Here is a 25351-nt window from a genome sequence, read left to right on the forward strand (position 1 = left end):
ATTAACAGGGTTCAAAAAAGAGGTTCGAAAACTCCCTCTCTAAAAAACTAAGGAGATGTTTATATTGAAAAATGAAAAAGCGGTTGTCGTCTTTAGCGGTGGCCAAGACAGTACGACATGCCTATTTTGGGCATTGAAAAATTTTGGTGAAGTGGCAACGGTGACGTTTGACTATGGCCAACGACATTCAGAGGAAATCGAGTGTGCTCGGCAAATTGCAGACGAGCTAGGCGTATCGTTCAAAGTACTGGATATGAATTTGATCAACCAGCTGTCAGCGAATGCTTTGACACGGGCTGATATTGAAGTGAAGGAAGTAGTAGGCGAATTGCCGTCGACTTTCGTTCCTGGTAGGAATCATTTGTTTCTTTCATTTGCTGCAGTTTATGCAGATGCGATTGGTTCTCGTCACTTAATCACAGGTGTGAGTGAAACGGATTTCAGTGGTTATCCTGATTGTCGTGACAATTTTATAAAGTCGTTGAATGTAACTTTGAATTTAGCGATGGACGGACGGTTTGTCATCCATACGCCATTGATGTGGCTCGATAAAGCCGATGTGTGGGCATTGTCTGACGAACTTGGTGCGTTTGAATTTGTGCAGGACAAGACACTTACTTGCTACAACGGAATCCCGAGTACGGGTTGTGGGGAATGCCCTGCCTGTGTGCTACGGAATGATGGACTCGCTACTTATTTATCCAAAAAGTCTGTTGGTGTTTCTAAATGATGCAGCAGTTTTATCCGCAAGTTCAGCATTCTTATCGTTTTGAATTAAACAAAGACATGCATTTTTCTGCGGCACATTTCATTCCAAGCGAAGATGCTGGAAAATGCCAAGTGATGCATGGACATACCTATTACTTAAATATAACAATTGGAGGAAATGAACTTGATCCAATCGGTTTTCTGATTGATTTCAAAGAGCTCAAAAACCTCATTCATGATAAATACGATCACTCTCTGCTAAATGATCATCCTGAATTTAACAGCAATTTCCCGACGACGGAGAAATTGGCGGAACAGATTTGCAAATCAATCCAGGAAGTTCTTCTGACGAGAAGCAATAAGCCAGTATGTCTCCAAGTTATTGTCCGAGAAACGCCGACCTCATACGTGATATATCGCCCTTAGTTATTCTCTTATCCTAGAAATCACTTTATAATAAAGGTAAAGGATAGATTAATGGGGGGTTGCTTCATGAAGGTCTATGTACTAACTAATGAAGTGAACGGTAAACAATATGTAGGAATTACAGTTCAAAAATTACAGGATAGGTTTAATCAACATTGCAGGTACTCGGGAATGGTTATTAATAAAGCCATCCAGAAATACGGTAGGGAAAAATTCACGATTGAGGAATTAGAAGAATGTTCATCGCTAAAGGAACTCCGAGAAAGAGAGACCTACTACATTGAAAATCTTTGTACCGCGACTCCTAATGGCTATAACCTATCTTTTGGTGGTGAAGGTCTTGCTGATGAAGCCAGAGAAAAAATATCTAAAGCTTTGAAGGGGAAGCCCAAAACTAAAGAACACGCCGAAAATATATCTAAAGGACGTACTGGTCTTAAAGTTTCTTCTAAAACTAAGAAAAAATTAAGAGAAATAAATCTTGGCAAGAAATATTCAGATGAAACGAAGAAGAAACAATCTGAAAGTCAAAAAAGATATTTCAAAGAAAATCCAGGACGGATAGAGCAATCTCGAAAAGGCGGGCTTATGCGTAAAGGGGCCAAGGTAAGTGACCTTACTCGAAAAAAGATAAGTAAAACCCTTAAAGGAAGACCAAATATACACACTAGATTAACACACTTAACTATAGAGGATAGGGATTCCATTTTAAATGAAATCGCTGCAGGGGAGAAAATGAAAAACTTATCTGAAAGATACAAAGTATCCTATGACACAATCAAAGAAATAAAATACGGACGACATTGGCTGTGCAGAGAGGCATGATTATTTGAGTAAAATAAAAATACCGATTATGGAAGTATTCGGCCCAACTATTCAAGGGGAAGGCGCCATTATGGGACTTAAAACGATGTTTGTCCGAACAGCTGGATGTGATTATTCTTGTTCTTGGTGCGATTCCAGTTTTACGTGGGATGGTTCTGGAAAAAGCACTCCGAAACAGCCGCTAGAAATCATAGATGAACTTAAAGCAATAGGTGGACAATCATTTTCACATGTCACAATTTCAGGAGGGAACCCTGCCCTTCACAAAGGAATCGGGGAACTTGTTGACCTATGCCATGAACAAGGATGGAAGGTCGCCGTTGAAACGCAAGCTTCCTTTTGGCAGGATTGGTTGTTGAGAATCGATGACATTACCCTTTCTCCAAAACCACCGAGTTCTGGAATGACAACTGATTTCAACAAACTGGATACGTTCATGGAGAAACTGATTGATACGACTGCTAGTTTGAAAATCGTCATTTTCGATGAAGAAGATTTCAAGTTTGCAGAAGAGGTTCATCTTCGTTACCCGGCGTTTCCTTTCTTCCTACAAACAGGAAATGCTGATACGACGACAACTGATGATGCACAACTCGTTTCAACATTACTAAAACGATATGAATGGCTAATCGATTTGACTGTCAACTCCCCTATCATGAATGATGTTAAAGTGTTGCCGCAGTTGCATACACTTATATGGGGGAATAAACGGGGCGTATAAAATAACTACCTTATAGTAGCAGATAAGATCCATCAATATAGCCCACTCCGTGTCAAGTTGACATAGAGTGGGCTATTTCCATCTGAATTCTTCCCAATTTATAGTGGTGACTGGAACCTTTTTTGTTCCCAAAATTGCCGAGGCGGTATGGAGTGTAATCATTAACTCAATCACTATATATATTCTGAACCACTTAATTAGGATTAACTATATATTCGGCACTACTTATTTAGAATTAACTAGGTGGTATACCTCACCTGTATAACGAACAAATTTAGCGAAGGAGCGACACTAATGAAAGGCAGCCTAATATCGCCGCGTCCTGCGGCAAAGGCTGCACACCCGCATCCTGCGGGCGCCGAAGCAATAAGACCTAGGAGGGATGCAGTTCAATCCCTCCCTCGTGATCTTCTGACGGGCTTATTGCGTAAGGCCATCACCAAGCGACTAAGCGGTGTTGGAAATACACGCTATTTGTAAAATCCCGACTATATAGCAACAACATTTTGAAAATGGCTTATATTAAAATGCTTTACAAATTTGCGATATATTAAAATTATATGGTAAAATAGAATTGAACTAATCAGAGAAGACCGTTAACAAATATATTCATTACAAAAAACGTACTCGTTCTGAAAATCATATAGTTTAAGGGGTCGTTTAAAGATGATAACGGAGAATAAAGAACAAACTATATTTGGTCACGTTGGCAATAAAATCAAAACCGATAGAGAGATTAATATAATCAGTAAATATGAAGAACCATTGATAGTAATTTTAGATAATGTTTTAAGTAACGAAGAATGCGATGAACTAATCAGATTGTCAAAGGACAAAATGCAACGTTCAAAAATTGGGACGACACGCGAGGTAGATGAACTAAGAACAAGTAGTAGTATGTTTTTTCAAGAAAATGAAAACGATATTGTTGCTAGTGTTGAAAAAAGAGTCTCTTCTATTATGAATATCCCCATTGAACACGGAGAAGGCCTTCAAATCCTTAAATATACCCCAGGTCAAGAGTATAAAGCTCATTATGATTTTTTTTCATCAACTAGTAAAGTAGCAAACAATAATAGAATTAGTACGCTAATTATGTACTTAAATGATGTAGAACAGGGTGGGGAAACTTTTTTCCCTAAGCTAAATCTTTCAGTAACGCCACAAAAAGGTATGGCAGTTTACTTCGAATATTTCTATAATGACGAAGATTTAAATCAGTTAACTTTACATGGTGGAGCACCCGTTATAGCCGGAGAAAAGTGGGTCGCAACGCAATGGATGAGAAAACAAAAATTAAGATGAAATTGAATTGAATTTGTAACATAACATGAAAAACGCTCAATATGAGTGTTTTTTTTTTGTGAAATTCGATCAGATTTGTTGAAATAGAAAGGAATAGACTAGTTCACCCGTCTAATTCTATAACTACAATTTACGATGTTCCATCTCAATAATTGCGGGTATACTTAGCCTAAAGGAGTCTAAATGAAACGGAGGTCAATGAGATGAAAAGGAAAATCAGTAACCCAGAATACCGTGTCCTTGAGAAGGAATTGCTCTTTTTGGAACAATCAGGACAATTGGAAACCAATCAGGCGCGCAAACTGCTGGCGGAGTACGTGCCTTCTGAGCGACTTAGTTTTGTACGGGTCTTGCTAATTATAGGGGCGGTTTTGATTGGGGTTGGCATTTTGAGCTTCATCGCAGGAAATTGGCACCAAATCCCGAAACTTGCGAAGTTCTTACTATTATTCTTCGGAACAGCTGGTTTTTATGCAGGTGGTTTTAAGTTGGAGGATCATTACCCAAAGACTTCGCGAAGTCTTTATTATATTGGTGTATTTGCATTTGGCGCTGGGATTTTCCTGATTGGTCAAATGTTTAATTTGGGTGAAGTGGTTTATGCAGATTTCTTCATGTGGGGTCTCGGCATTTTACCACTTGCCTATTACTTGAAAGACAAACTCATTTTTGCGTCTGCCAGCTTATTTTTCATCATTTACGGTTTCAACGTGTTGAATGGAACTGTTGAAGTACCCTATCTGCTGTTGCTAATTATACCGCTACTGTTTTGGATGAATGAAAAACGGATGGGTCATTCCAGGGGTTTATTTATCGCCAATTCCGTTTTAACCTTGCTATTTTTATTTAATTTATTTATTTATTTTGACGTCCATGAAGTACTAATTTTATGCACTTTCTTTGCACTTGGCTTGTTCCTTGCCTTCTTTTCATTTGGTCGATACCAGTTGCCATCTGAATGGCTTGGCTCTGCAGTTTATGGAATCACGGGTCTATACCTGACTTTTCCAAGTACATGGATAGATTTCGTTTCGGAAGATAATACAGGAATAGCAGCGATTATTTTCACACTCATTTTCGCAGTTAAACTGTTGTTCTTCTTGAAGATTGGCAGTTTGCCAGCGGTTCTCATTGTGTGCACGTTGATTTTCCGTTTCTACGCCGATTTTTCATATAATTTCATGCCAAAATCGTTATTCTTTATCATTGGTGGTTTGATTCTAATCGGCTTTGGTTTTTGGTTCGAGAAAACTCGGAGAGGAACGGTGATTTCAGATGAACATGATGAAAAATAAGCGTATCGGATTCATCATTGCATTAACGCTCCCCCTTCTCCTATTAATCGGCCTGACTATCAAACCAATTTGGACATTGACCTACGGAGATGATGTAGTATTGCTGACAGTGCCAGTGGATCCAAGAGACTTACTGTATGGGGATTATGTCACGCTCCGCTATGAGATTGAGGAGGTACCGAAAAATGAAGTTTCTTCCGCTATTTTGAAAAAAATCGACAAGTTGGCGAATTCCAATTGGCTAACTGTTTATGGAAAACTTGTTCAGCAAGGCGATATCTATGTGTTAGACAGTTTATCTGATAAAAAACCTAGAGGTAGTGTCTATTTAACCGGAAAACTAAGCAGTTATGATTTTCAAGATGTTGATGGTGTTTACGTCTATTCCGTGGATTTCGGCTTGGAACGCTACTTTGTACCGGAAAACACTGGAAAAGAACTTGAAGATTTATCTGCGAAAGGACAATTAGTTGCTCATTTGAAAGTGAAAAATGGCTACGGGATTTTGAAGAAGATAACCGCGGTTAAATAAGGATATGCATCTCCCGGAAATCAACACTAAAAGAAACAGCCCACGAATCCATTTAGTTTCCCAAAATAGCCCTCTCCGTGTCAAACTGACATAGAGCGGGCTATTTCTTTTTGAACTTTGCCCTGAATTGTGGCAAATTTATAGTGGCGACTGTCCCCCCCCCGTAAACAGTTAGAATTATTAGCGTTTGGAAATAAACGCGATAATAAAATTCACCTTATTGACACATAATATAGTTTGATGTTAAATTAATATAGTTGTAAGAATTATCGTGGAAAAAGGTAATGACATTTCAATATACGAAACGATTAAAGTAGAAATTAAAAGGATGGTTTATTTAAATGACTAACAAGAAGAAAATTCACTTCGGCTGGTGGGTACTCATCGGCATTTCGCTCATGCTGGCATTTACACGAGGTGGTATTAATAGTTCAGGTGCATTATTTTTAACTCCAGTTTCTGAGGACTTAGATATTGGTATGGGTAGTTTGACATTATACTTTAGTGTTTCTTCAATTGTAACAATGCTATTTTTACCGATTGCCGGTAAGATGATGGCGAAATATGATATTAGGTTACTACTGATAGCCGGTGTAATTTTACAAGCTGGCTCTTTCGCCATGTTTGGCCTCATGACTTCAGTGTGGGGATGGTATTTATTCGCTATTCCAATGGCAATGGGTTCAGTTTTCGTTGCTACAATGGCTGGCCCTGTATTGATCAATAACTGGTTTAAAAAACATAACGGATTAGCAATGGGTGTCATGATGGCATTTGTCGGAATAGGCGGTGCTGTTATCTCACCAATCGTTGGTAACCTGATTGCCAATAATGGTTGGAGATCGTCTTACATTACGCTTGGGCTTGTCGTAATCGCCATCGTTATTCCAATTATAATCTTATTAATTAGAATGGCTCCTCAACAAAAAGGGCTGCTTCCAATTGGTATGGATGAAGTTAAAGAAGGTGCAAACGAAGCACCGGTTGAGCCAAATAAAGGTGTGTTAGCTGCTGTAGCAAGAAAGTCTTCTACATTTTATGCATTAGTCATCTTTTTCTTCTTCATCACCTCGATTGCCAGCTTTGGCCAACATATTCCACCATTTGCAATGGGCCTTGGCTACACGGTTCAATTCGCGGGTAATGCTTTGGGGATTTGGATGTTTGGTTTGCTAGTTGGAGCTATCCTTTTCGGTTTCTTAAGCGACAAGATTGGCGCGAGAAATACGGCTATTTTCTCAATGATTACGGGTTTGATTTCAATCGGGCTTCTGCTTACAGTCGCAGATAACTCGACAATTTTCATGATTGCAATCGGGTTTTTCGGAATTGTGTCTGCATCGGTAGGTACACTTGGACCAATTCTTACAACTGCCCTTTTCGGCAATAAAGAATTTAGTCAAATTTATTCAACAGCTGCAATAGGACTAGCTGTTGCGGGTATTGTAGCATTACCTGGATATGGATATGGATTTGTATTTGATTTAACGGGATCTTATACATTAGTCCTTTATACAATTCTCGCAATGCTTGTTATCAATATTCTCTTTATCATCTTGGCGTTTAAAGGTAAAAAGAAACTTCAAAAAGCAGGATTGTGGAATTAATCTCATCTAAACTATTTGAATTAATAATAGAGCCTTCTAGGATATTTTCCGGAAGGCTCTTATTTGTAATTGACATGGTCAAAATTCACTATTTTTGATAATCTAGCACAATCCCTGCAAATGTTTTCGCAATCATTTCCATTGCCGGTTCATGAAAATCAAATTTTTCATGGTGATGCGGGAACACTTTTTTAGGATCCTCCATTTTTGCACCCACGAAGAAGTAAGCACCAGGAACATGTTGCAGGTAATAAGAAAAATCCTCGACTGGCATTATTGGTTGCGTTTCCACAACAGCGTCACTACCAAATACATCCGCCGCTGCTTTTCGGACGACGTCCATTTGCGCGCCATGATTCCAAAGTGCATCGTATCCTCTTTCAATCTGTACATCCACCTCACAACCGAGTCCGCGACCTATAGAACGGGCAAGGTCCGCCAGACGAACACTCGCGAGAGTACGTAACTCTTCATCAAAGACACGAATCGTTCCTTCCATTACCGCTTTTTCTGGAATGACATTATCCGCATCCCCAGCATGAAACTTCCCAATAGAAATGACGAGCTCTTTCAATGGATCTGTATTGCGACTCACAATGGATTGAAGTGCAACCATGATGTGGCTTGCTGCTAAAATCGGATCTGCTCCCTTGTGAGGCTCCGCTCCATGTGCCCCTGAGCCATTTACAGTAATGTTGATTGTATCTTCGCCAGCTTGTAAATAACCGTCACGCACATAAACATGGCCTGAATCCATAGTGGATTGAAGATGTGCACCGTAAATCGCATCGACACCATCTAAACAACCATCAGCAATCATCGCTCTCGACCCACCCGGCGGCAATTCTTCTCCGAACTGATGGATGAGGACGATGTTTCCTTGAACTTGATCTTTCACGGCATTTATCGCTTTTGCAAAACCTAGTAATGCAGCAGTATGGCCATCGTGTCCACAGGCATGCATAACTCCTGGAACAGTTGACTGGTATGAAGCATTCTTTGCATCATGAATAGGTAATGCATCGAAATCGGCTCGAAAAGCGATTGTTTTCCCCGGCTTTCCTCCGCGTATTATTCCTACCACACCCCTCCCACCAACTCCGCTCCGCACTTCGATTCCTAAGTCAACCAAGTAGTTGGCGATAAAGGCTGGTGTTGCAATTTCCTTGTGTGACAATTCAGGATGCATATGCAAATGACGACGCACGTAAATCATTTCTTCCATAAATTCCTCTATTTTATTGAATAGCATTTCTTTCAACATCGACTAATCCCCTTTCCTTCGATTCATTTCTGAATAATAAACGAGTTACTTGACCTGTATTTAATCATATAGCAGTGGAAAAAGGAAATTGGAAGTATCTATACCTCCTTTTGTATAATTATACTTGTAATCGCATTTGAATGCATGTTATAATTTTCGACATCGCGAATACAAGCAACGCTATAATTGTTAGTAAATTAAGTTTCTATTGCTAATTTTCCGATAGTAAAGTATATTTTATTTACAAACAAATAATTATTCACTAATGAATACCGTTACTTTTAGGAAAGGTGGTCGTATGACAGGTTTTTTCTTACATCCAAATTCAAAAGAAGAAATTATTGATTCGTATGATGAAGATATCATCGTCACCAATCACGCAGGTATTATCGTAAAAGCTTCACAAATTAGTGGACGCTACTACGGGATACGTGCCGAGGACCTCCTTGGAAAATCTGTATATGATCTAGAAAAAAGGGGTATTTTCTCTCCTGCTATTACTCCGCTCGTCCTTCTACAAAAAAAGAAGGTTGTAGTTATACAAGCGACCCCTTCCGGACGAAAAGCACTCATTACAGGTATGCCATTCTTTAATGAGTCAGGTGAAGTTGAATTTGTCCTTAGCTATTCCTATGAAGTAGCCGAACTTCTCGTCATCCAGGAATATATGAAAGAACTTGAAAACGAGATGTCCCTCGCAAAAGAGGAGCTTACGCTACTGCGAAAAGAAAATCTTACAATCGATGGATTGGCGATTGAAAACAGGACGACACGAATTGCTTATGAAACCGCTAGGAATGCGGCGGCACTCGACGTTTCTGTCATCCTTTACGGAGAACAAGGAACCGGGAAAACGACAATGGCAAAGTTCATTCATAACGAAAGTAAGCGAAACAATGGACCTTTCATTGAAGTTGACTGCGAAACAATGCCGGAAGCGATGTTTGAACGGGAATTATTCGGTGGAGCGTTCGAGCAAAAGGAAACGGGCCTATTAACGTTAGCCCATGAAGGTACCCTCTATTTAAAGGGGATTGATAACCTATCGGTTCATCTTCAAGGAAAAATTGCAAATGTATTGAAAGAACGTAGATATACACCTATTCACGCAACTACAGTATTACCACTTGATGTGAGGCTGATTAGCTCCTCCGAGAATGCATTGACGGAAGCAGTTGCTGATAAAACATTCCATCAAGATTTGTATTATATGCTCCATATCGTTCCAATTCATTTAAAACCACTTCGTGATCGAAAAGAAGATTTGATTGCTTTGATTTCAATTTATTTAAATCAGTTTTCAACTACCCATACGACTACTAAGAAGCTTTCAGATGATGTGTTTAATCAGCTGTTGCTCCTTGAGTGGAACGGGAACCATAGCGAACTCAAAAATGTTATGGAACGGTTGGTTGTACAAAGTACTTCCCCTGTTATTACAGCAAAAGACTTACCACCAGAATACCGTAAAAATACAGATGATGACCTATCTATCATCCATCTTGAAGGCCGAACACTACCAAGCATTTTGGATGATGTGGAAATGAAAGTGTTAAGGGATGCGCAGGAGCGTTATCGTACAACAACTGAAATTGCTAAGTTCCTTGGAATAAGTCAACCATCAGTGGTTCGCAAGTTAAAAAAATATACTGATATCGAGTAGGAGGATTTATTGTGCAGCAAAAAGTAGAAGAACAACAAGACTGGCTTCATATGGTCGACAACATTGGAAATTTTCTCGCACCGAGTATGGCAAAAGATCATCCGAACTTACCAGTGGTAAAAGCAGAAGGATGTTATTATTACGGCGCTGATGGCAAGAGGTACCTGGATTTCACTTCTGGCATTGCTGTCGAGAACGTAGGACATCGGCACCCTAAAGTCGTCCAGGCAATCAAAGACAGTGCAGACCACCTGATTCATGGCCCATCAGGCGTTATCATCTACGAATCTATTTTAAGATTGGCTGCTGAATTACAAACGATTTTACCGCCAAAACTGGATAACTTCTTTTTTGCGAATAGCGGCACTGAAGCAATTGAAGGTGCATTAAAACTTGCTAAATATACGTCACGAAGACCTTATATCGTTTCTTTCACTGGCTGTTTCCACGGTCGTTCAATGGGCGCACTAAGTGTGACAACATCGAAGAGTAAATATCGGAAACATTTGCAGCCCACTTGGCTTTCCTATCAGTTGCCATACGCACTGCCTGAGTACCTTCCTGAAGGAGCAGATCCAGACGTCTTCTTCCCTGAAAAACTTGAGCAAGACGTAAAAAAACTATTCAACCACCAAGTAGATCCGGAAGAAGTAGCTTGTATGATTATCGAACCAGTTCTAGGTGAAGGTGGATACATCATCCCACCAAAAGCTTGGCTGAAAAAGGTGCGTGAAATTTGCGACCGCCATGGCATTCTACTTATTTTCGATGAAGTCCAAACAGGATTCGGTCGCACGGGCAATTGGTTCGCTGCACAGACATTCGATGTCAAACCGGATATCATGGCGGTCGCAAAAGGGATTGCTGCAGGTCTTCCGCTTAGCGCTACAGTCGCTTCGAAAGAACTAATGGACCAATGGCCTCTAGGTACACACGGCACCACATTTGGTGGTAACCCTATTGCTTGCTCTGCTGCCCTCGCTTCCCTCGAAGTGATGAAAGAAGAAAAGCTATTGGAAAACGCAACTGAAATGGGCGCCTATGCAATGGAGCGCTTACTTGAAATGAAACTACACCATCCAGTCATTAAAGACGTTAGAGGTGTTGGTTTGATGATTGGTATCGAGCTTGGCAATCCCGAAACGGGTGAACCTGATGGCGAAGCAGTAATGGCCATCCTTGATAGTTGCCTTCACAAAGGTGTGCTGTTCTACTTATGCGGCAACTCTGGAGAAGTTATCCGGATGATTCCTCCGTTAACGATTACAAAAGAGCAGATTGATGATGGTTTGACTGTATTGGATGAAGCTTTAACAGAATTTGAAAATAAAACAAATTAGAAATGGAGTGATTTATTATGAAAAAGTGGTCAGGGATTGCACTTCTACTCGTTCTAGTGATGAGTGTACTAGTTGCATGTGGAACGAAGGACGAAGCAACTGGTGAGAAAACAGGTACAGCAGATACAGCGGATACGAAGATACTTAAAATGGGAACGTCTGCGGATTACCCCCCATTCGAATATGTTGATACAGCAGTAAGTGATGAAATCATCGGTTTTGATATTGATTTGGCAAAAATGGTTGCCAAAGAACTAGGTTACACTTTAGAAATTGAAGACATGGATTTCAACGGTTTAATTCCCGCACTACAGGCAAAAAGCATTGATTTGGTCGTTGCAGGAATGGATGGCAACAATGAAGAACGTAAAAAAGTAATTGATTTTTCGGCTGCTTATTTTACAGCTACAAATCTAGTTATTACAATGAAAGATAGTAATATTAATAGCGCAGAAGATCTTAAAGGCAAAAAAGTTGGTGCTCAAACAGCATCTGTTCAAGAAAAAGGTGCGAAATCACTTGAAGAACAATATGGTTACTCTGTTGAAAGCCGAGACCGCGTTCCGGATCTTTTCCAAGAAATTAAATCGGGGCATCTTGATGCAATCGTCATTGCAGATGTAGTGGCAAATGGCTATATCGAGTCGAATAAAGATTTAGCAAGTTTTGAACTTCCTGAAGAGCATAAATTAGGTTTATCAATGGCTTTTCAAAAAGGCAGTGCATTGACAGCTGAATTTGACCGTGTTCTCAAAGAATTACAAGATAATGGTGAAGTAGAGAAATTAGTTTTGAAATGGTTCAGCAACTAATTCATTCGAGAGAGAGGATGTAGAACCATGAATTTAGACTTTACCCAAATTGTCACCTCGATTCCTTATATTTTACAAGGAATCGGGGTCACACTTAAAATTGTTGGCGTTGCAGCACTTATTGGTTTTACTATCGGAATTTTGTTAGCACTATGTAAAATCGGACGATTTAAAGGATTGAAATGGTTTGCCGATATCTATACGTCCATTTTCCGTGGAACTCCATTAATTCTCCAATTGCTGTTAATTTACTACGGTACCCCTCAATTATTCGATATTAAAGTCACAGCGTATACTGCAGCTGTCTTAGCATTTGGTTTTAATTCGGGTGCATATATCTCAGAAATTATTAGAGCTGGTATTCTAGCTGTAGATAAAGGGCAGCTAGAAGCTTCAATGGCTCTTGGTATCCCCTATAAGAAAATGATGAAGGACATAGTTTTGCCCCAGGCTTTGAAAAATATTTTGCCTGCGTTAATGAATGAATTTATTACCTTAACAAAGGAATCGGCGATTGTAACTGTCATTGGCGTAACGGATATTATGAGGAGAGCATATATCGTGGGCGGTAATACATATCGCTATTTTGAATCCCTAATCTTCGCGGGTGTTATCTATTATCTGATGGTCATTGTATTAACACTGATTGGTAAAGCGGTTGAAAGGAGGATGAGGCGAAGTGATTAAAATCCAAGATCTTCGTAAAAGTTACGGCAAAGTTGAAGTGTTAAAAGGGATTTCAACCACTATTCAAAAAGGTGAAATCATTGCGATTATCGGACCTTCTGGTTCTGGGAAATCAACATTTCTGCGTTGCATCAATCTACTTGAAACACCAACAAGTGGACATATATGGGTCAATGAAGCTGAAGTAACAAACCCAAAAGTCAATATTATGAAGGTGAGAGAGCAAGTTGGGATGGTATTTCAACAATTTAATCTCTTTCCTCATATGACGGTTCTTGAGAATATTACCTATGCGCCGATAATGGTAAAAGGGACTTCCAAGAAAGACGCTGAATTACATGGACGTGAGTTGCTAAAAAAAGTGGGACTTTCCGAAAAAGAAGGTGAGCATCCAGTTCGTTTATCGGGCGGACAAAAACAGCGTGTAGCCATTGCAAGAGCGTTGGCAATGTCGCCTGAAATGATGCTTTTCGATGAACCAACTTCTGCCCTTGACCCTGAAATGGTTAAGGAAGTACTAGAAGTTATTAAATCGTTAGCGCTTACAGGTATGACGATGGCGATCGTAACCCATGAAATGGGATTTGCCAGAGAAGTCGCAGATCGCGTGTTGTTTTTGGACGATGGGCAATTAGTTGAAGACGCGCCCCCTGCCGAGTTCTTTTCTTCACCAAAAAGTAAACGTGCACAGGACTTTTTAGAAAAGATTTTGTGATTAGTTTAATATAAAAAACCAACAACTCGGTCGAATAAATCCGCTTGAGTTGTTGGATTCCTTTAGGTTATTTGTGTTTATTTATGCAAAAAAATCCAGTTTGATACGATTTTCACTTAATAGTTGCTAACAACCTTACTGTCATACAGGGATTAAACTGTGTCTCCTTTCATAATTGTTCCAAAATCATGGTCAGACATTACTTCCACTAATGTAACAGCCCACTAGTTAAATTAGTACTTATAAAAATCAGAAAGCTAAATAGAGTTCCTAAGGGTTTAGGTGATATTTATAGAAAAACTAACTTTTGAAGTTTTGAAAATAAGAGTGAAGAATCGAATCATGAAATAATATACTGGAGAGGGACTTTTTTACAACATCTTTTCTATAACAGCATTTGCCGTACTCGCTTTATTATTACTTGATTCTTTATTAGTTCTTTTAAAGTACTCAGTATAAAGAAGGTCCAATAAGTACAATTGTGATATTTTCGCTGATAAACTGCCCCCTTGCAATGGTCCTTCATTCGCTCCACAAAGTAAGGTAATATCTGAGTAACTCGTTAGAGGTGATTTTGCAAATCTTGTTATCGAAATAATATTTGCTCCTCTTTCCTTAGCAACCTTTGCGACTTCAATTGTATCTTTAGTCGAACCTGAATAAGAAATGAGGACAGCGACTTCATTCTTTGTCATTAAAGAGGCAGACATTATTTGTAGATGAGAGTCTATCGAGCATTCCGTTTTATTAGTTATCCTCATAAACTTATTTTTCGCATCCAACGCAGTCATCAACGAAGCACCTACACCAAAAAAGTGAATTCTATCTCCTTTAATGATCATATCAACTGCTTCGGATACATCATTTATATTAATTAGGTTATGTGTTTCGGTGAGTGCATTTACCGTCGTCGCTAAAATCTTGGAAGATAGTTCATCAATCGTATCTTGCATTGTAATTTTACTAGAGAGTTGAGGCATTTCATATTCTAAGGTATTATTATTAGCTAAAGCAATTTTAAATTCCTGATACCCTCTAAGTTTCAGTGTTTTGCAAAATCTAAATATACTAGATTCACCTACATCACAAATATCAGCCAAGTCAGTAATAGACATGTAAATTACGCTTTTTGTGTTTTCAAGGATATAGTCAGCTACTTTTTTCTCTGTATTAGTAAAGCTGTGGTATCTTGAATGAATTAATGCAAGGATATCTATTTTTGGCATTGTATACTACCTCCAGTCTTTCCTAAAAAAATGCAAAGGTAATGCATCTTGTAATCCTGCGTAGTTTAAAAGTGAGGCCCTCATGTTGCTATTTTCGAAAAACTCCTCACTATTTTTTCTTTTACTTTACTTTTTACCAATGACACTAATCTTTCTTGATCCACCACGCCAGCACCTAAAATAATGGCAAGATGATTAAAGTTATAAGTTAGTGAAACTAGGTCATAATCTACTTCAAGTACTCGGTCATTGAGCACCATCTCAAGTTTTTAATCAGAGATGCAAAGATTATGAGATGTTTCACTATTATCTATCTACTGTTAACGATCATTGGCTCCATCCTTATACAACTTGTTTTATGGCTTCAACAAACCTTTTTGTAATATCCATGGGTCTTGTTATTGCAGTCCCAACAACTGCAGAGCAGACTCCTAGTTTGAACACATGCTTAAGTTCTTCTGGTGTCCAAATCCCACCTTCAGCGATAATTGGGATAGGAAAATCCTTCACAAGCCTTTCAATCAACGTAATATCTGGTAAGCTTGTACCTTGAGTATAGTCGGTATAACCACTTAGTGTCGTACCTAAGCAATCAAATCCTAATTCATATGCTTCTTTCGCTTCTTCATAAGTTGAGCAATCGGCCATGAATAACTGATCACTATATTTCTCACGAATAGTCGGGAATACTTCGCTTATGATTTTACCATCAGGTCTAACCCTATTGGTTGCATCTATTGCAATAATATCGACGCCTTCATGATATAATTGATCTATTTCTTTTAATGTCGGTGTGATGAATACTTCAGATCCCTCATAGACACTTTTAATAATACCGATTATTGGCAATTCTACAGTTTTTTTTATCTCTCTAATATCTTCAATGCTATTAGCTCTGATTCCTTTAGCTCCACCTTTCATCGCTGAATATGCCATTCTGCTCATAATAAACGGACTATGCATTGGTTCTTCAGGGAGTGCCTGACAAGAAACAATAAGTTCCCCCTTAATTGATTGAAAAACTTCCTCTGTATTTTTCATATGAATACAACTCCGTATTTTATATTATTTTTTATAGAGGCTACCGTAGCTCCTCCTACCATCTTTTAAGCAAAACTCAGACTAAATTCATGCATTAATGTTGCAATTCTTACCATCAGTGCTTGACTATTATTATCTTGATCAACAACAAATTACCACCAAAAAACACCTTTCATTAAAGTACTTTCTAGAAGAATAACTACGATATGTCAAATATTACTATAAATTATTTCTACTATACCAAGAATTTGAATGATTTAGGACAATAAGGCTAGAAGTAAAGATAAGAAATTATGTTTCTACCTTTAAACTTGAGCTTCGAAAATGCATAAGCAACAAGACCACTAACCACAAAAAGACTAGAAGTAAGCCCGGGAAAACTGCAACAATCTACCACGGGACTTGCAGACTCGATATAGTTAGATTGAGCAAACGGAAATTGAATACTTCCTATTATACTAATTTCTTACTTCAACTCTTTACTTTTCCTCCTAAACTAGCCCTGATCTTAAATGTTAGAAAAACTATACATTTACTGAGCCACTTTCCGTTCAATACTTGTGAAAGCTGTATTCGCTATAAACATTAGGACGTAGGAAAGAAAACTAAAACCAATAAATGGTAGCATCGCAGGTAGTAGTAACATTATATACCAAAACGCTATAAGAGACAGTACCATTAGTAATATGTGTAGTGGGTGTGATACTGCAATAATCCCAGCATGTTTTATCACTTCAGGAAGACTGATATTAAAGTGAACATAAACTGGAATAATAAATAAGCTTGTCATTAAATAAACAAGACCAAACATGGATGTAACTGCTACTAAAACAATAGAAATAGAGCTGAAAAGTTGTATGTAATAATAAATACTAAAACCTAATAGAATCATTCCATATCCTAATATATTTGATTTGATAAATACTTTTTTATATGTTCTCATAAAGGTTTTAAGAACGGGGAAATCATCTTGTTTAATAATCCATTTTCTAATGATTGCAAACATCGAAAAGGTTGCCGGGAAAATACCGCCAATAACTAGCCCAATTAAACAAAACAAAATCCAAATTAATTGAATATGCAAAAGTTTAGTGAGCCATTCTGCGAACCTCATTAACTTACTACTAGGTTTAAACAATTTCTACACCCCATTTAAATTTTATACACTAACTGCCTTTTCAACTTAAGATTAAAGCATCCTTCGTAAGACTCTATCTGCGAATTCGCCATTTTTGTATGTCTTCTGTAATATATTTTGCAGCACAAAACATAGCATCATTAAATTGAAAATCTACATGAGTACCCACTGTCCACAATAAAAAATTAGTCTAACCCTTTAGCTTCTTCAGCAGGTTCAATCCTCTCAATCCATGTTTCTTTTCATCTTCTACCATCTTATAAAAATCATTGTACAGCTTTGATCCGTATGATTTTTCTTTGTTAAATAAAATGTAGGAAAGGCTTCATAAACTGTGTCATCTTTGATAAATTAATAAATTTCTATATACAAGATGGGCACTCTATTTAAGTTTTGATATGATGTGATTTTTCCTGAAAAATCCTATCAATCCAGCTACGTAGAAAGTATAGTCACTATATCATTTATAATTACGGTAGCTGGAATGATAGAAGGAATAGTAGAACATATAATTACTACCAGATTTAAACCACCAATTATGACTTAAGCCAATCTAGCGTGAATTTGACAAAGTTAACAGTAATTTCTTCGTTGGTTGGCTCAGTCTCATATAGAAGAGCAATTTCCCCGTTATGCAACACAGTAAGACAAGAATATATAAATGAACCAGATTCAATTTGCTTGGAATAAGCCCATGATTCACCCCCGTCTTCACTCAATCTAACCGTACCATTTTGGCGATGCTTACTATCAGCTGGATTAGTAAACAACAATCTTGTTTTTCCATCTCCTAAATCAGGATATTTAATAATTGATGATTGGCATGTTGGGTCTAGGAGATCCTGGTCATACTTCAAATCATTCCAGTTTATTCCTCCATCCTTACTAACAGCAATAGCCGTTCTCTGCTTCCCAGAGTGATTTCTCATATATAGGTGAAGGTATCCATTTGGCAGTTCAATTACTTGAGACTCCGTTAAATCTGAACTTTCTTCAGATAGAGTTTCCGCACTTAATACCTTGTCATTAAATACCCTGCCATCGTTCGGCGAACTAGATCTATGCCATGTACTCCCCTGGTCATCACTATATATAACAGCGGATGACATTTTTCCGTGTTTATTTGAAAAATATATTGGGAAAATAAGCCTTCCTTTATTTTCATCTTGTTTTAATTGTAATCCTCTTCCAGGTCCAGTGCCGATAAAGCACATCCAAGAATCTTTTACTTCATGGTTTAATTCTATTGGTTTTGACCATGTAAGGCCGTCATCTTCACTCTTGATTATTTGAAGAAACGATGTTCTGGCCTCTAATAACTTCTCATTTGAATCTACACCCTTTTTCTTGAAAATGTTTCCACTTCGGACTCCACCTATCCATACATTACCTTCTTCATCTACCGTAAATAAAGTTTTATTTTCGAATTGATCATAAACCTCTCCGTTTTCTTGTAAAGTAAACTGACCATCATAATTATCATATAGAAATCTTCTGCCGCGATGATCAAAACCAGTTCCTTCCTCACTTGACCAAAGTCCGATACCTCCTGGAGTATGTGAAAACAACATCCAGATGGTACCAGTGATTTCATCCTGAAGTAGTGAAGTGTCGATGGCCGCAGACCCGTCCAAGCCTTCGCCTGGATAGGCCACTAACTTTTGAACCGGTCCCCACGTTTCACCATTATCTGTACTTCTCCGAATAGTAGTATCAATTTTATTAGGATTGTCTCGTGAGTTTACAATTCTTGCGTCAATACCAGCAATAATTGTTCCCTTTAAAGTCGTAATCATAGAAGGTATACGATAGGCTTCAGATCCCCCCAATCCCGTATAAAATAATGGCAAAGGCTTTGTAATGTTATTACTAATATTTGCTATACCCACAAAAAACTCCTCCTAATTTTTAATTCTAAAAAAGTGAACAGCATGTTTTTTATCAAACACTCTAGCTTTAGCTAGTAGCTACACACTGTCACATTACTCAATTACATCCTACTTTTCTAATAGGTCTGATACTTTTGGCGCTTTCTCTAATTCTTCTAGTACTTGTTTTCCTCCATTTTTCAACCAATTTTCAACATATGAATCCCACTCTTTATCCACGTCTAGTTCGCCAACAATAGCCTTCATTCTAAATTCTTCGACAATCGTATTTAATTGTCCACTATATCTTTTTGTAAGCTCTTGCCCTTTCGTTTCATTAAACAAGTCATATCTATATGGGCGTATGGCCATTTTTTCCACTACCTCAGGTTTTGCGAAGAATTGCTCCATTAACTTCAATGTTTTCTCTGAAGTTAACCATTGCAACCTTTTCCCTGAATAGGTTCTAAAGTTATAGGCGTTAAAGCCCATATTACCTTCTGTAGACGGGTATTCCTCCTTTACTAGTAATGATGACTCTTCAGGAGTTCCTCCCCACTCTGAATGTTCGCCAACTTCACCGTATATAGTCCATCTTGAATCATCATCGTGATTGATGTAATCGAATATCTGCAATATTCTAGCCAACTCTTCATCTGTAACATCCTTAGAGATTTGAAATGCATCTCCCAGAAGAGTAACTGGCATCCAAGCACCCTGACCTTGTTGACCATCTGGGCCTATCTCTGGCGCCGTAACAAGTACTTTCACATTTGGATCTGCTGCAACAAGATTCTGAGGGGCCCTAGTTTTTGTCCACTCTTCCATAGCTACATATGAACGTTGAGCAGTAAAATAACCAGTCCTCCCTTGTTTATACTTTTCCCAGCTCGTTTCTACATCAATTGTAGTCCATTCCGGATCAATAACACCCATTTCTTGCCACTTCGCCAACAATTTTAATCCTTCTTTATATTTGTTGGATATCTCTGCACTTATTAATTCGCCATCTTCCATCAAGTTGTAACCAGACGCAACACCGTGTGCCCCCATCAACGTATTCATCCAGTGAAGCTGATTATTGTAGGGTAACATACCATAAGTATCATTTATCCCATTTCCATCTGGATCATCGTAAGTAAATGCATGAAGTATTTTTTCGACCTCTTCTAATGTGTAGGCTTTATCGGTAAAGAAGATTCGCTCTAATCCTCCCTCTGTTCCAACAGGATTAATTTCTCCTGGAGGTGCAATCCCAAGATTCTCCAACCAATCTAGTCGGAATGTAGGTGCCCATAATATACCGGCTGCATGACCTTGATATCCCGTTAAGTTGAGATACTCATTCTCTTTCTCAGGTGCTAAATTCATTTCCCAACCCGGAGCATTTTCATCTATCATTTTCGAGTACAGTGGTGCATATTTTTCAATCATTGCTCTCGGTATTGTTCTTGTTACACCGCCTTCATATAACTGCCTCGAAGTTTGAGTGCCGGCCGTAAAGGAGAATGTATCTGGAACATCACCTGATGCAACCATTAATGAAACTTCATCTTTACTCCATGTATTGTTTTTAGTGTTTACAATTTTTACGTTAAACATTTTCTCAAGCTTTTTTTGGACCCAATTATCTTCCTCAATTTTCCCTTGAGTAAAGGAACCTGAAAGTTTTAATGTAAGTTCTTTCGAAAAATCACCTAACTCAGGTAAATCTTCCATTACAACATCATCTTTATCAGTATTAGTGTTGCAACCAGCAATACCCATAATAATAAACAAGCCCATTACTAGTTGTATACTTAACAATTTCATGTATCTATTCATTTAGCAACATCCTCCTCTTATATCTATTAATATTTCAGCCTTTTAGAGATCCAATCATAATTCCACGGATAAAGTACTTTTGTGCGAACGGATATACTAGAATTATCGGTCCAATTGATACCATTACAGTTGCCGCTCGAACATTACTTAAAAGTAGATTTGAATTTGTTGCTCCTGCACCAGATACCTGTGTTTCTTGTGATAGATTCATATTGACCAGCATATCCCTTACTACCATTTGCAGTACCGTCTTTGTATCATCTTGAATATAGATCAAAGCATGAAACCACTCATTCCAATGCCCTATCGCTGCCCAAAGTGCGATTGTGACAATAACTGGCTTGGATAAAGGCATAATAATTTTCATTAATATCGTAAGATGATTAGCCCCGTCCATTACTGCAGATTCCTCAATACCTTTGTCAATTGTCATGAAATAATTACGCATAATTATTACATAAAACACGTTAAGAGCTGATGGCAAAATCAATGCCAAACGATTATCAAGTAAACCAAGGTTTTTGATTAGTAAATAGTCTGGAATCATTCCTCCCGAAAAAAACATTGCTATCAAAAATAGGATCGTAATTGTATTTCGATAAGGGAGGTTCCTTTTTGACAGTGGATATGCAGCCAAAACAGTAAATATAACAATTAATATAGTACCTGTCACAGTTCGGAAAATCGTATTAAGATAAGCTACACCTATTTGCTCATATGAAAATATATACACATAAGCATCAGTGATCCATCTTTCTGGCCAAATGTTTAACCCAAGACTTGATGCTTGATTAGCATCAGTAAAAGATAACACTATCGTTTGCCAGAAAGGATAAAGGACAGCTATAGAGAATAAAACAATAAATGTCATATTCACTACGTTAAACCACGATATTTTTTTCCGATCTCTTAGTTTCATGATTCAGATCCCCTTTCTACCAAATTCCATGTTCACTTCTTCTTCTAATAATTGCATTTGCACTTAATATAAGCGCGATTCCAACTACATTTTTAAACAATCCTACCGCAGTTGCATAATCAAATTGGAATTGCTCTAATCCAGCTCGATAAACGTAGGTATCTATAATGTCTGCTACCTCATAAACTAATGGGTTGTATAAGTTTAAGATTTGATCAAAACCAGCATTCAAGATGCTACCTAGTCTTAAGATAAATAAAATAATAATCATCGGCATAATTGACGGGATAGTGACATAAATCATTTTATGAAATCGATTTGCTCCATCTATTTCCGCTGCCTCATATAAAGCAGGATCAATTGATGCCATTGACGCTAAGTAAATAATAGATGCATACCCTATTTCCTTCCATATATCCGAAATGATTAACATAGGAATAAAAGCGGTTTTACTAGCTAGGAAATGAACGCTGTCTCCACCAAATAAGCCAATAAAAAAGTTAATAATTCCTCTTTCAGGGGAAAGTACCTCAACAATCATTGTTGAAAGAATTACCCACGACATAAAGTGCGGTAAATAGGAGATTGACTGTGTTATTTTTTTAAACTTATTGTGAGTAACCTCATTTAACAACAAAGCAAAAATAATTGGGGCAGGAAATGAAATGATTATCTTTAGTACACTAATAATAACCGTATTTTTTAGTGCTCTTATAAACAAATAATCATCAAATAATCTTTTAAAATGCTCAAAGTTATTCCATGGACTGTGCCATATACCCAAACCTGGTGAAAAGTCTTTGAATGCAATTAATATTCCGTACATTGGTACATAGCTAAATAAAAACAACATAGCCATAGGGGCCAATAACATAAGATAGAACGCTTTCATTTTTTTGACTTCTAGCCATCTATTACTTTTTTTTCGCTTTAGATTAACGTTATTTTTTTCTAAAACTTCCACGATATGCCCTCCCCCAGAAAAGATTAAGTTCCCTGCCATTATAGAGCTACTAATAGTAGTATTTTCTTTTCCCCTATTCCCTTAAGCTACCCCAGTGCCATGTTTTGTCCATATAGCCCATTCCGTTTGACTAATTTCAAATTAGCTAAATTTTGCAATCGTTTCATCAATTACATTTTTAATATCCTCTACTTTCTCCAAATCATTTCCTGTAACTGGCTCTAATGGACCCCTTACATTTCCAATATTTACTCCTCGTAGTTTAAATATTTCTTTAATCACATCGTACATCGAACCATTAAGTGAACATAACGAAATAATAATGTCATTTATGTCTCTTTGAATTCTTCTTGCTTCTGAAAAATCACCTGATGAAACAAATTCTTCTGCTTTTAAGAATAGCTCTGGCATTACTCCGTATGTTCCGCCTATCCCACTATCAGCACCAATTAATCTACCCGATACATATTGCTCATCTGGTCCATTAAATACGATAAAATCTTTATTAGCTGTCGCTTTAAACCTCTCAATGTCCAATACTGGCATGGAAGAATTTTTAACTCCAATTAACTTGTCGTTTTCCAATAATTTCTTAAGTAAGTTAGTTGAAAGATTATATCCAGTTGTTTGAGGTATATTGTAAATAATAAATGGTAGCTCTGTCGAGTCCATGATTTCTGACCAATACTTTTCAATTGCGCTTTCTGGAAGTTGAAAGTAAATTGGCGGTATTGCAGATAACGCGTCATAGCCTAATTCCTCTGCGTATTTCGCTAATGCAATGCTTTCTTTTGTTGATGGTGCACCAACATGAGCAATTAAAGTAAGCTTCCCTTTTAAGTTTTCGGCAACATGTTTCAATGTTGCCTTTCTTTCCTCAAGGTTTTGATAAATGCACTCACCAGAACTCCCGCCTACATAGACACCCTTTACCCCTTTTGCATAAAGATGGTTCGATAATTCCTTAATTCCCTCCTTCGAAATTTCTCCTGATTCATCATAGCAAGCATAGAATGCAGGAATGATCCCCTTATATTTATCTAATACCATTTCTATCCCTCCCCAATTAAGCCTAATATGTAAATGCTTTAACAATTAGACTATATAATAGATTCTGATAATTGTAAATAGTTTTCACCAAAATAGTTATTTCCGGAAGAAATATCCACTACTTCTGTCTATTTATACGATATGAAATAAAGTACTATTTATCTCGGATATACATCAAACAAACCTTTTCAATTGCTATTTCATCTTGTATTGAGGTCATCACTATAGGTGCTTCATCGGGATTAGTTTACATGGCCACCGCAATATCTCATGTATTATTCCGCTATATACCGGAAGTGCATTTGCATATATGGCTTGATTGGCCTCATTTTAGATTATTAAGATAACTTTAATCTTCAATCAGAGGGGGTTCTTCATCCCACGCTTATTCTTCTTGTGTCCCTAAAGACTTGAAGTGGGGGTCATACTGCCCGTTAATTCAAGATTTGTAGATATATGAATCAAAGATCGAACATCAAAATACATTTTGGCTTCACGCTAGTTATTCCAACACTTTCCACTTTCAGTGAGTTAAACCCGCCCGGGTCGCTGGCTTTTGTGGAGTTATTTTAGTAGTGTAAGCAAAATAAGTTCTGAGTTTTACAAGTAAACCGTTCAATGTCTTTCTTATCGAACCAACTGGTATGCATCCTGATTGAAAACAATTGTGACATCAACTGTTAAGAGGTATATACGATTTTTATTCAATGATAGTACACAATTTCACCCTAGAACAATGAATAAACGGTGTCTCCTGTTGCAATGATTCCGAATCCAGGTCCTATATTCTCTTATACAAACACATCATCTGGAACTTCGGTAAGTGGAATCATTTTATAAATATGAAGATCTTTTGCCACATAAAAATAGACATCTAAATTACTATCCTTTTCCAATACAAAAAATGCCACTTAATCAATATTAGTGGCATGTTTTATATGCTATTCAATTTTTTCAAGTGGGTTATTTGATAATGTAAATATCACTGAGGACTCTTTTTCGGCGTTACCAGAGCGTATCTTTCCCATTTCCTACTCTTCCATCGGAAATACATAATAATAGCACGTGTCCATTCATCTACAGTTATCGCTAGCCATACGCCGACGAGACCGAGATTTAATTCGAATACTAAAAAATAGCCTAATGGCAAACTCAAGGCTACCATTGAAAAAGAACCAATGATGACCGGATATGTTGCATCTCCCGTTGCACGCAAGGAGGAGAATGGTGATATGAACATACTGATTTGCCGCCTCTACACCTGACACCGCATCATCTGACTATGTACTCAACATGAATGTATCCGCAATGCCGATCAACATAAAGAGAAAAACTTCTAAAAAAACCGGTTACGATAGATGATATAAATCCGTTTTTTTGACAACTGGGCTTTTTTCAGTTGCAGTTGCTGCCATTATAAC

Annotated in this window: 23 protein-coding genes, 1 pseudogene and 1 riboswitch; of the genes and pseudogenes, 14 read left to right on the plus strand and 10 right to left on the minus strand. The window is 37.7% G+C overall.

Translation table 11 applies throughout. From position 1 onward, the window contains the following. Positions 1-13 precede the first annotated feature (13 nt). Positions 14-57, plus strand: a riboswitch (PreQ1 riboswitch). Positions 58-64: 7 nt separating this feature from the next. The 9 genes from queC (at position 65) to I2483_RS03400 (ending at position 7419) form a co-directional block, all read left to right on the plus strand. Then, positions 65-730 (plus strand): 7-cyano-7-deazaguanine synthase QueC, encoded by a 666-nt coding sequence (queC, locus tag I2483_RS03360; protein ID WP_207173940.1) that lies wholly within the window; start codon positions 65-67, stop codon positions 728-730. Further along, positions 727-1134 (plus strand): 6-carboxytetrahydropterin synthase QueD, encoded by a 408-nt coding sequence (queD, locus tag I2483_RS03365; RefSeq protein ID WP_207173941.1) that lies wholly within the window; start codon positions 727-729, stop codon positions 1132-1134. The genes queC and queD overlap by 4 nt, the downstream gene beginning before the upstream one ends. A gap of 66 nt (positions 1135-1200) precedes the next feature. Continuing rightward, complete coding sequence (locus I2483_RS03370) at positions 1201-1959, plus strand: GIY-YIG nuclease family protein (RefSeq protein WP_207173942.1); 759 nt, start codon at positions 1201-1203, stop codon at positions 1957-1959. Between the two features lie 28 nt (positions 1960-1987). Continuing rightward, a complete protein-coding gene (gene queE, locus I2483_RS03375) occupies positions 1988-2680 on the plus strand; it encodes a 7-carboxy-7-deazaguanine synthase QueE (protein WP_207173990.1) in 693 nt (230 codons plus the stop codon). Between the two features lie 294 nt (positions 2681-2974). Beyond that, complete coding sequence (locus I2483_RS03380; protein ID WP_207173943.1) at positions 2975-3160, plus strand: hypothetical protein; 186 nt, start codon at positions 2975-2977, stop codon at positions 3158-3160. A 186-nt stretch (positions 3161-3346) separates the two neighbouring features. Continuing rightward, positions 3347-3985, plus strand: a complete 639-nt coding sequence (locus I2483_RS03385; RefSeq protein WP_207173944.1) for a 2OG-Fe(II) oxygenase — start codon at positions 3347-3349, stop codon at positions 3983-3985. Between the two features lie 203 nt (positions 3986-4188). Further along, positions 4189-5280: a DUF2157 domain-containing protein gene (locus tag I2483_RS03390; RefSeq protein WP_207173945.1), complete on the plus strand. Its 1092-nt coding sequence runs from the start codon at positions 4189-4191 to the stop codon at positions 5278-5280. Further along, on the plus strand, positions 5261-5812 hold the full coding sequence (locus I2483_RS03395) for a GDYXXLXY domain-containing protein (protein ID WP_207173946.1): 552 nt from the start codon (positions 5261-5263) through the stop codon (positions 5810-5812). The genes I2483_RS03390 and I2483_RS03395 overlap by 20 nt, the downstream gene beginning before the upstream one ends. 341 nt (positions 5813-6153) lie before the next feature. Next, positions 6154-7419: an MFS transporter gene (locus I2483_RS03400; protein WP_207173947.1), complete on the plus strand. Its 1266-nt coding sequence runs from the start codon at positions 6154-6156 to the stop codon at positions 7417-7419. 88 nt (positions 7420-7507) lie between these two features. Here the strand turns inward: I2483_RS03400 and I2483_RS03405 are convergent, their stop codons facing one another. Further along, on the minus strand, positions 7508-8683 hold the full coding sequence (locus I2483_RS03405; RefSeq protein ID WP_207173948.1) for a M20 metallopeptidase family protein: 1176 nt from the start codon (positions 8681-8683) through the stop codon (positions 7508-7510). A 298-nt stretch (positions 8684-8981) separates the two neighbouring features. Between I2483_RS03405 and I2483_RS03410 the strand changes: the two genes are divergently transcribed. From I2483_RS03410 to I2483_RS03430, 5 genes are read left to right on the plus strand one after another with little or no spacing between them, the layout of a single operon-like run. Continuing rightward, complete coding sequence (locus tag I2483_RS03410; protein ID WP_207173949.1) at positions 8982-10346, plus strand: sigma 54-interacting transcriptional regulator; 1365 nt, start codon at positions 8982-8984, stop codon at positions 10344-10346. An 11-nt stretch (positions 10347-10357) separates the two neighbouring features. Continuing rightward, positions 10358-11686 (plus strand): aspartate aminotransferase family protein, encoded by a 1329-nt coding sequence (locus tag I2483_RS03415; RefSeq protein ID WP_346267688.1) that lies wholly within the window; start codon positions 10358-10360, stop codon positions 11684-11686. Between the two features lie 17 nt (positions 11687-11703). Then, positions 11704-12498: a transporter substrate-binding domain-containing protein gene (locus I2483_RS03420; RefSeq protein ID WP_186670867.1), complete on the plus strand. Its 795-nt coding sequence runs from the start codon at positions 11704-11706 to the stop codon at positions 12496-12498. Between the two features lie 27 nt (positions 12499-12525). Continuing rightward, entirely contained in the window at positions 12526-13185 is a 660-nt protein-coding gene (locus I2483_RS03425) for an amino acid ABC transporter permease (protein WP_207173950.1), read from the plus strand. Further along, a complete protein-coding gene (locus I2483_RS03430; protein WP_186670869.1) occupies positions 13178-13900 on the plus strand; it encodes an ATP-binding cassette domain-containing protein in 723 nt (240 codons plus the stop codon). Before I2483_RS03425 ends, I2483_RS03430 begins: the two co-directional genes overlap by 8 nt. 371 nt (positions 13901-14271) lie before the next feature. Here I2483_RS03430 and I2483_RS03435 read toward each other — a convergent pair whose 3' ends face one another. The 9 genes and pseudogenes from I2483_RS03435 to I2483_RS03475 all read right to left on the minus strand — a co-directional run. Further along, entirely contained in the window at positions 14272-15126 is an 855-nt protein-coding gene (locus I2483_RS03435) for a MurR/RpiR family transcriptional regulator (protein WP_207173951.1), read from the minus strand. Between the two features lie 342 nt (positions 15127-15468). Continuing rightward, on the minus strand, positions 15469-16167 hold the full coding sequence (locus I2483_RS03440) for an N-acetylmannosamine-6-phosphate 2-epimerase (RefSeq protein ID WP_207173952.1): 699 nt from the start codon (positions 16165-16167) through the stop codon (positions 15469-15471). Positions 16168-16699: 532 nt separating this feature from the next. Next, positions 16700-17305, minus strand: coding sequence for a YesL family protein (locus I2483_RS03445; protein WP_207173953.1), 606 nt, complete (start codon positions 17303-17305; stop codon positions 16700-16702). Positions 17306-17841: 536 nt separating this feature from the next. Beyond that, positions 17842-19194, minus strand: a complete 1353-nt coding sequence (locus tag I2483_RS03450; RefSeq protein WP_207173954.1) for an exo-alpha-sialidase — start codon at positions 19192-19194, stop codon at positions 17842-17844. Positions 19195-19302: 108 nt separating this feature from the next. After that, positions 19303-20997 (minus strand): ABC transporter substrate-binding protein, encoded by a 1695-nt coding sequence (locus tag I2483_RS03455; protein WP_207173955.1) that lies wholly within the window; start codon positions 20995-20997, stop codon positions 19303-19305. A gap of 34 nt (positions 20998-21031) precedes the next feature. Next, the gene (locus tag I2483_RS03460) at positions 21032-21916 is read right to left on the minus strand and encodes a carbohydrate ABC transporter permease (protein ID WP_207173956.1); all 885 of its coding nucleotides are present in this window, start codon (positions 21914-21916) and stop codon (positions 21032-21034) included. Between the two features lie 16 nt (positions 21917-21932). Next, complete coding sequence (locus I2483_RS03465; RefSeq protein WP_346267689.1) at positions 21933-22880, minus strand: ABC transporter permease; 948 nt, start codon at positions 22878-22880, stop codon at positions 21933-21935. Positions 22881-23021: 141 nt separating this feature from the next. Then, entirely contained in the window at positions 23022-23930 is a 909-nt protein-coding gene (locus I2483_RS03470) for a dihydrodipicolinate synthase family protein (RefSeq protein ID WP_207173957.1), read from the minus strand. A 982-nt stretch (positions 23931-24912) separates the two neighbouring features. Beyond that, positions 24913-25155, minus strand: a pseudogene (locus I2483_RS03475) (MATE family efflux transporter); the annotation flags it as partial. Positions 25156-25351 lie beyond the last annotated feature (196 nt).

It is taken from the genome of Sporosarcina sp. E16_3, from assembly GCF_017347125.1.
Classification (GTDB): Bacteria; Bacillota; Bacilli; order Bacillales_A; family Planococcaceae; genus Sporosarcina.

Excerpts from the sequence above, each read along its gene's own strand:
- I2483_RS03385 (WP_207173944.1), top strand. The coding sequence starts at position 3,347 with ATGATAACGGAGAATAAAGAACAAACTATATTTGGTCACGTTGGCAAT.
- I2483_RS03425 (WP_207173950.1), top strand. The coding sequence starts at position 12,526 with ATGAATTTAGACTTTACCCAAATTGTCACCTCGATTCCTTATATTTTA.
- I2483_RS03405 (WP_207173948.1), bottom strand. The coding sequence starts at position 8,683 with ATGTTGAAAGAAATGCTATTCAATAAAATAGAGGAATTTATGGAAGAA.
- I2483_RS03390 (WP_207173945.1), top strand. The coding sequence starts at position 4,189 with ATGAAAAGGAAAATCAGTAACCCAGAATACCGTGTCCTTGAGAAGGAA.
- queE (WP_207173990.1), top strand. The coding sequence starts at position 1,988 with ATGGAAGTATTCGGCCCAACTATTCAAGGGGAAGGCGCCATTATGGGA.
- I2483_RS03380 (WP_207173943.1), top strand. The coding sequence starts at position 2,975 with ATGAAAGGCAGCCTAATATCGCCGCGTCCTGCGGCAAAGGCTGCACAC.
- I2483_RS03435 (WP_207173951.1), bottom strand. The coding sequence starts at position 15,126 with ATGCCAAAAATAGATATCCTTGCATTAATTCATTCAAGATACCACAGC.
- I2483_RS03395 (WP_207173946.1), top strand. The coding sequence starts at position 5,261 with ATGAACATGATGAAAAATAAGCGTATCGGATTCATCATTGCATTAACG.
- queD (WP_207173941.1), top strand. The coding sequence starts at position 727 with ATGATGCAGCAGTTTTATCCGCAAGTTCAGCATTCTTATCGTTTTGAA.
- I2483_RS03410 (WP_207173949.1), top strand. The coding sequence starts at position 8,982 with ATGACAGGTTTTTTCTTACATCCAAATTCAAAAGAAGAAATTATTGAT.
- I2483_RS03370 (WP_207173942.1), top strand. The coding sequence starts at position 1,201 with ATGAAGGTCTATGTACTAACTAATGAAGTGAACGGTAAACAATATGTA.
- I2483_RS03420 (WP_186670867.1), top strand. The coding sequence starts at position 11,704 with ATGAAAAAGTGGTCAGGGATTGCACTTCTACTCGTTCTAGTGATGAGT.
- I2483_RS03400 (WP_207173947.1), top strand. The coding sequence starts at position 6,154 with ATGACTAACAAGAAGAAAATTCACTTCGGCTGGTGGGTACTCATCGGC.
- I2483_RS03470 (WP_207173957.1), bottom strand. The coding sequence starts at position 23,930 with ATGGTATTAGATAAATATAAGGGGATCATTCCTGCATTCTATGCTTGC.
- I2483_RS03440 (WP_207173952.1), bottom strand. The coding sequence starts at position 16,167 with ATGAAAAATACAGAGGAAGTTTTTCAATCAATTAAGGGGGAACTTATT.
- I2483_RS03455 (WP_207173955.1), bottom strand. The coding sequence starts at position 20,997 with ATGAATAGATACATGAAATTGTTAAGTATACAACTAGTAATGGGCTTG.
- I2483_RS03460 (WP_207173956.1), bottom strand. The coding sequence starts at position 21,916 with ATGAAACTAAGAGATCGGAAAAAAATATCGTGGTTTAACGTAGTGAAT.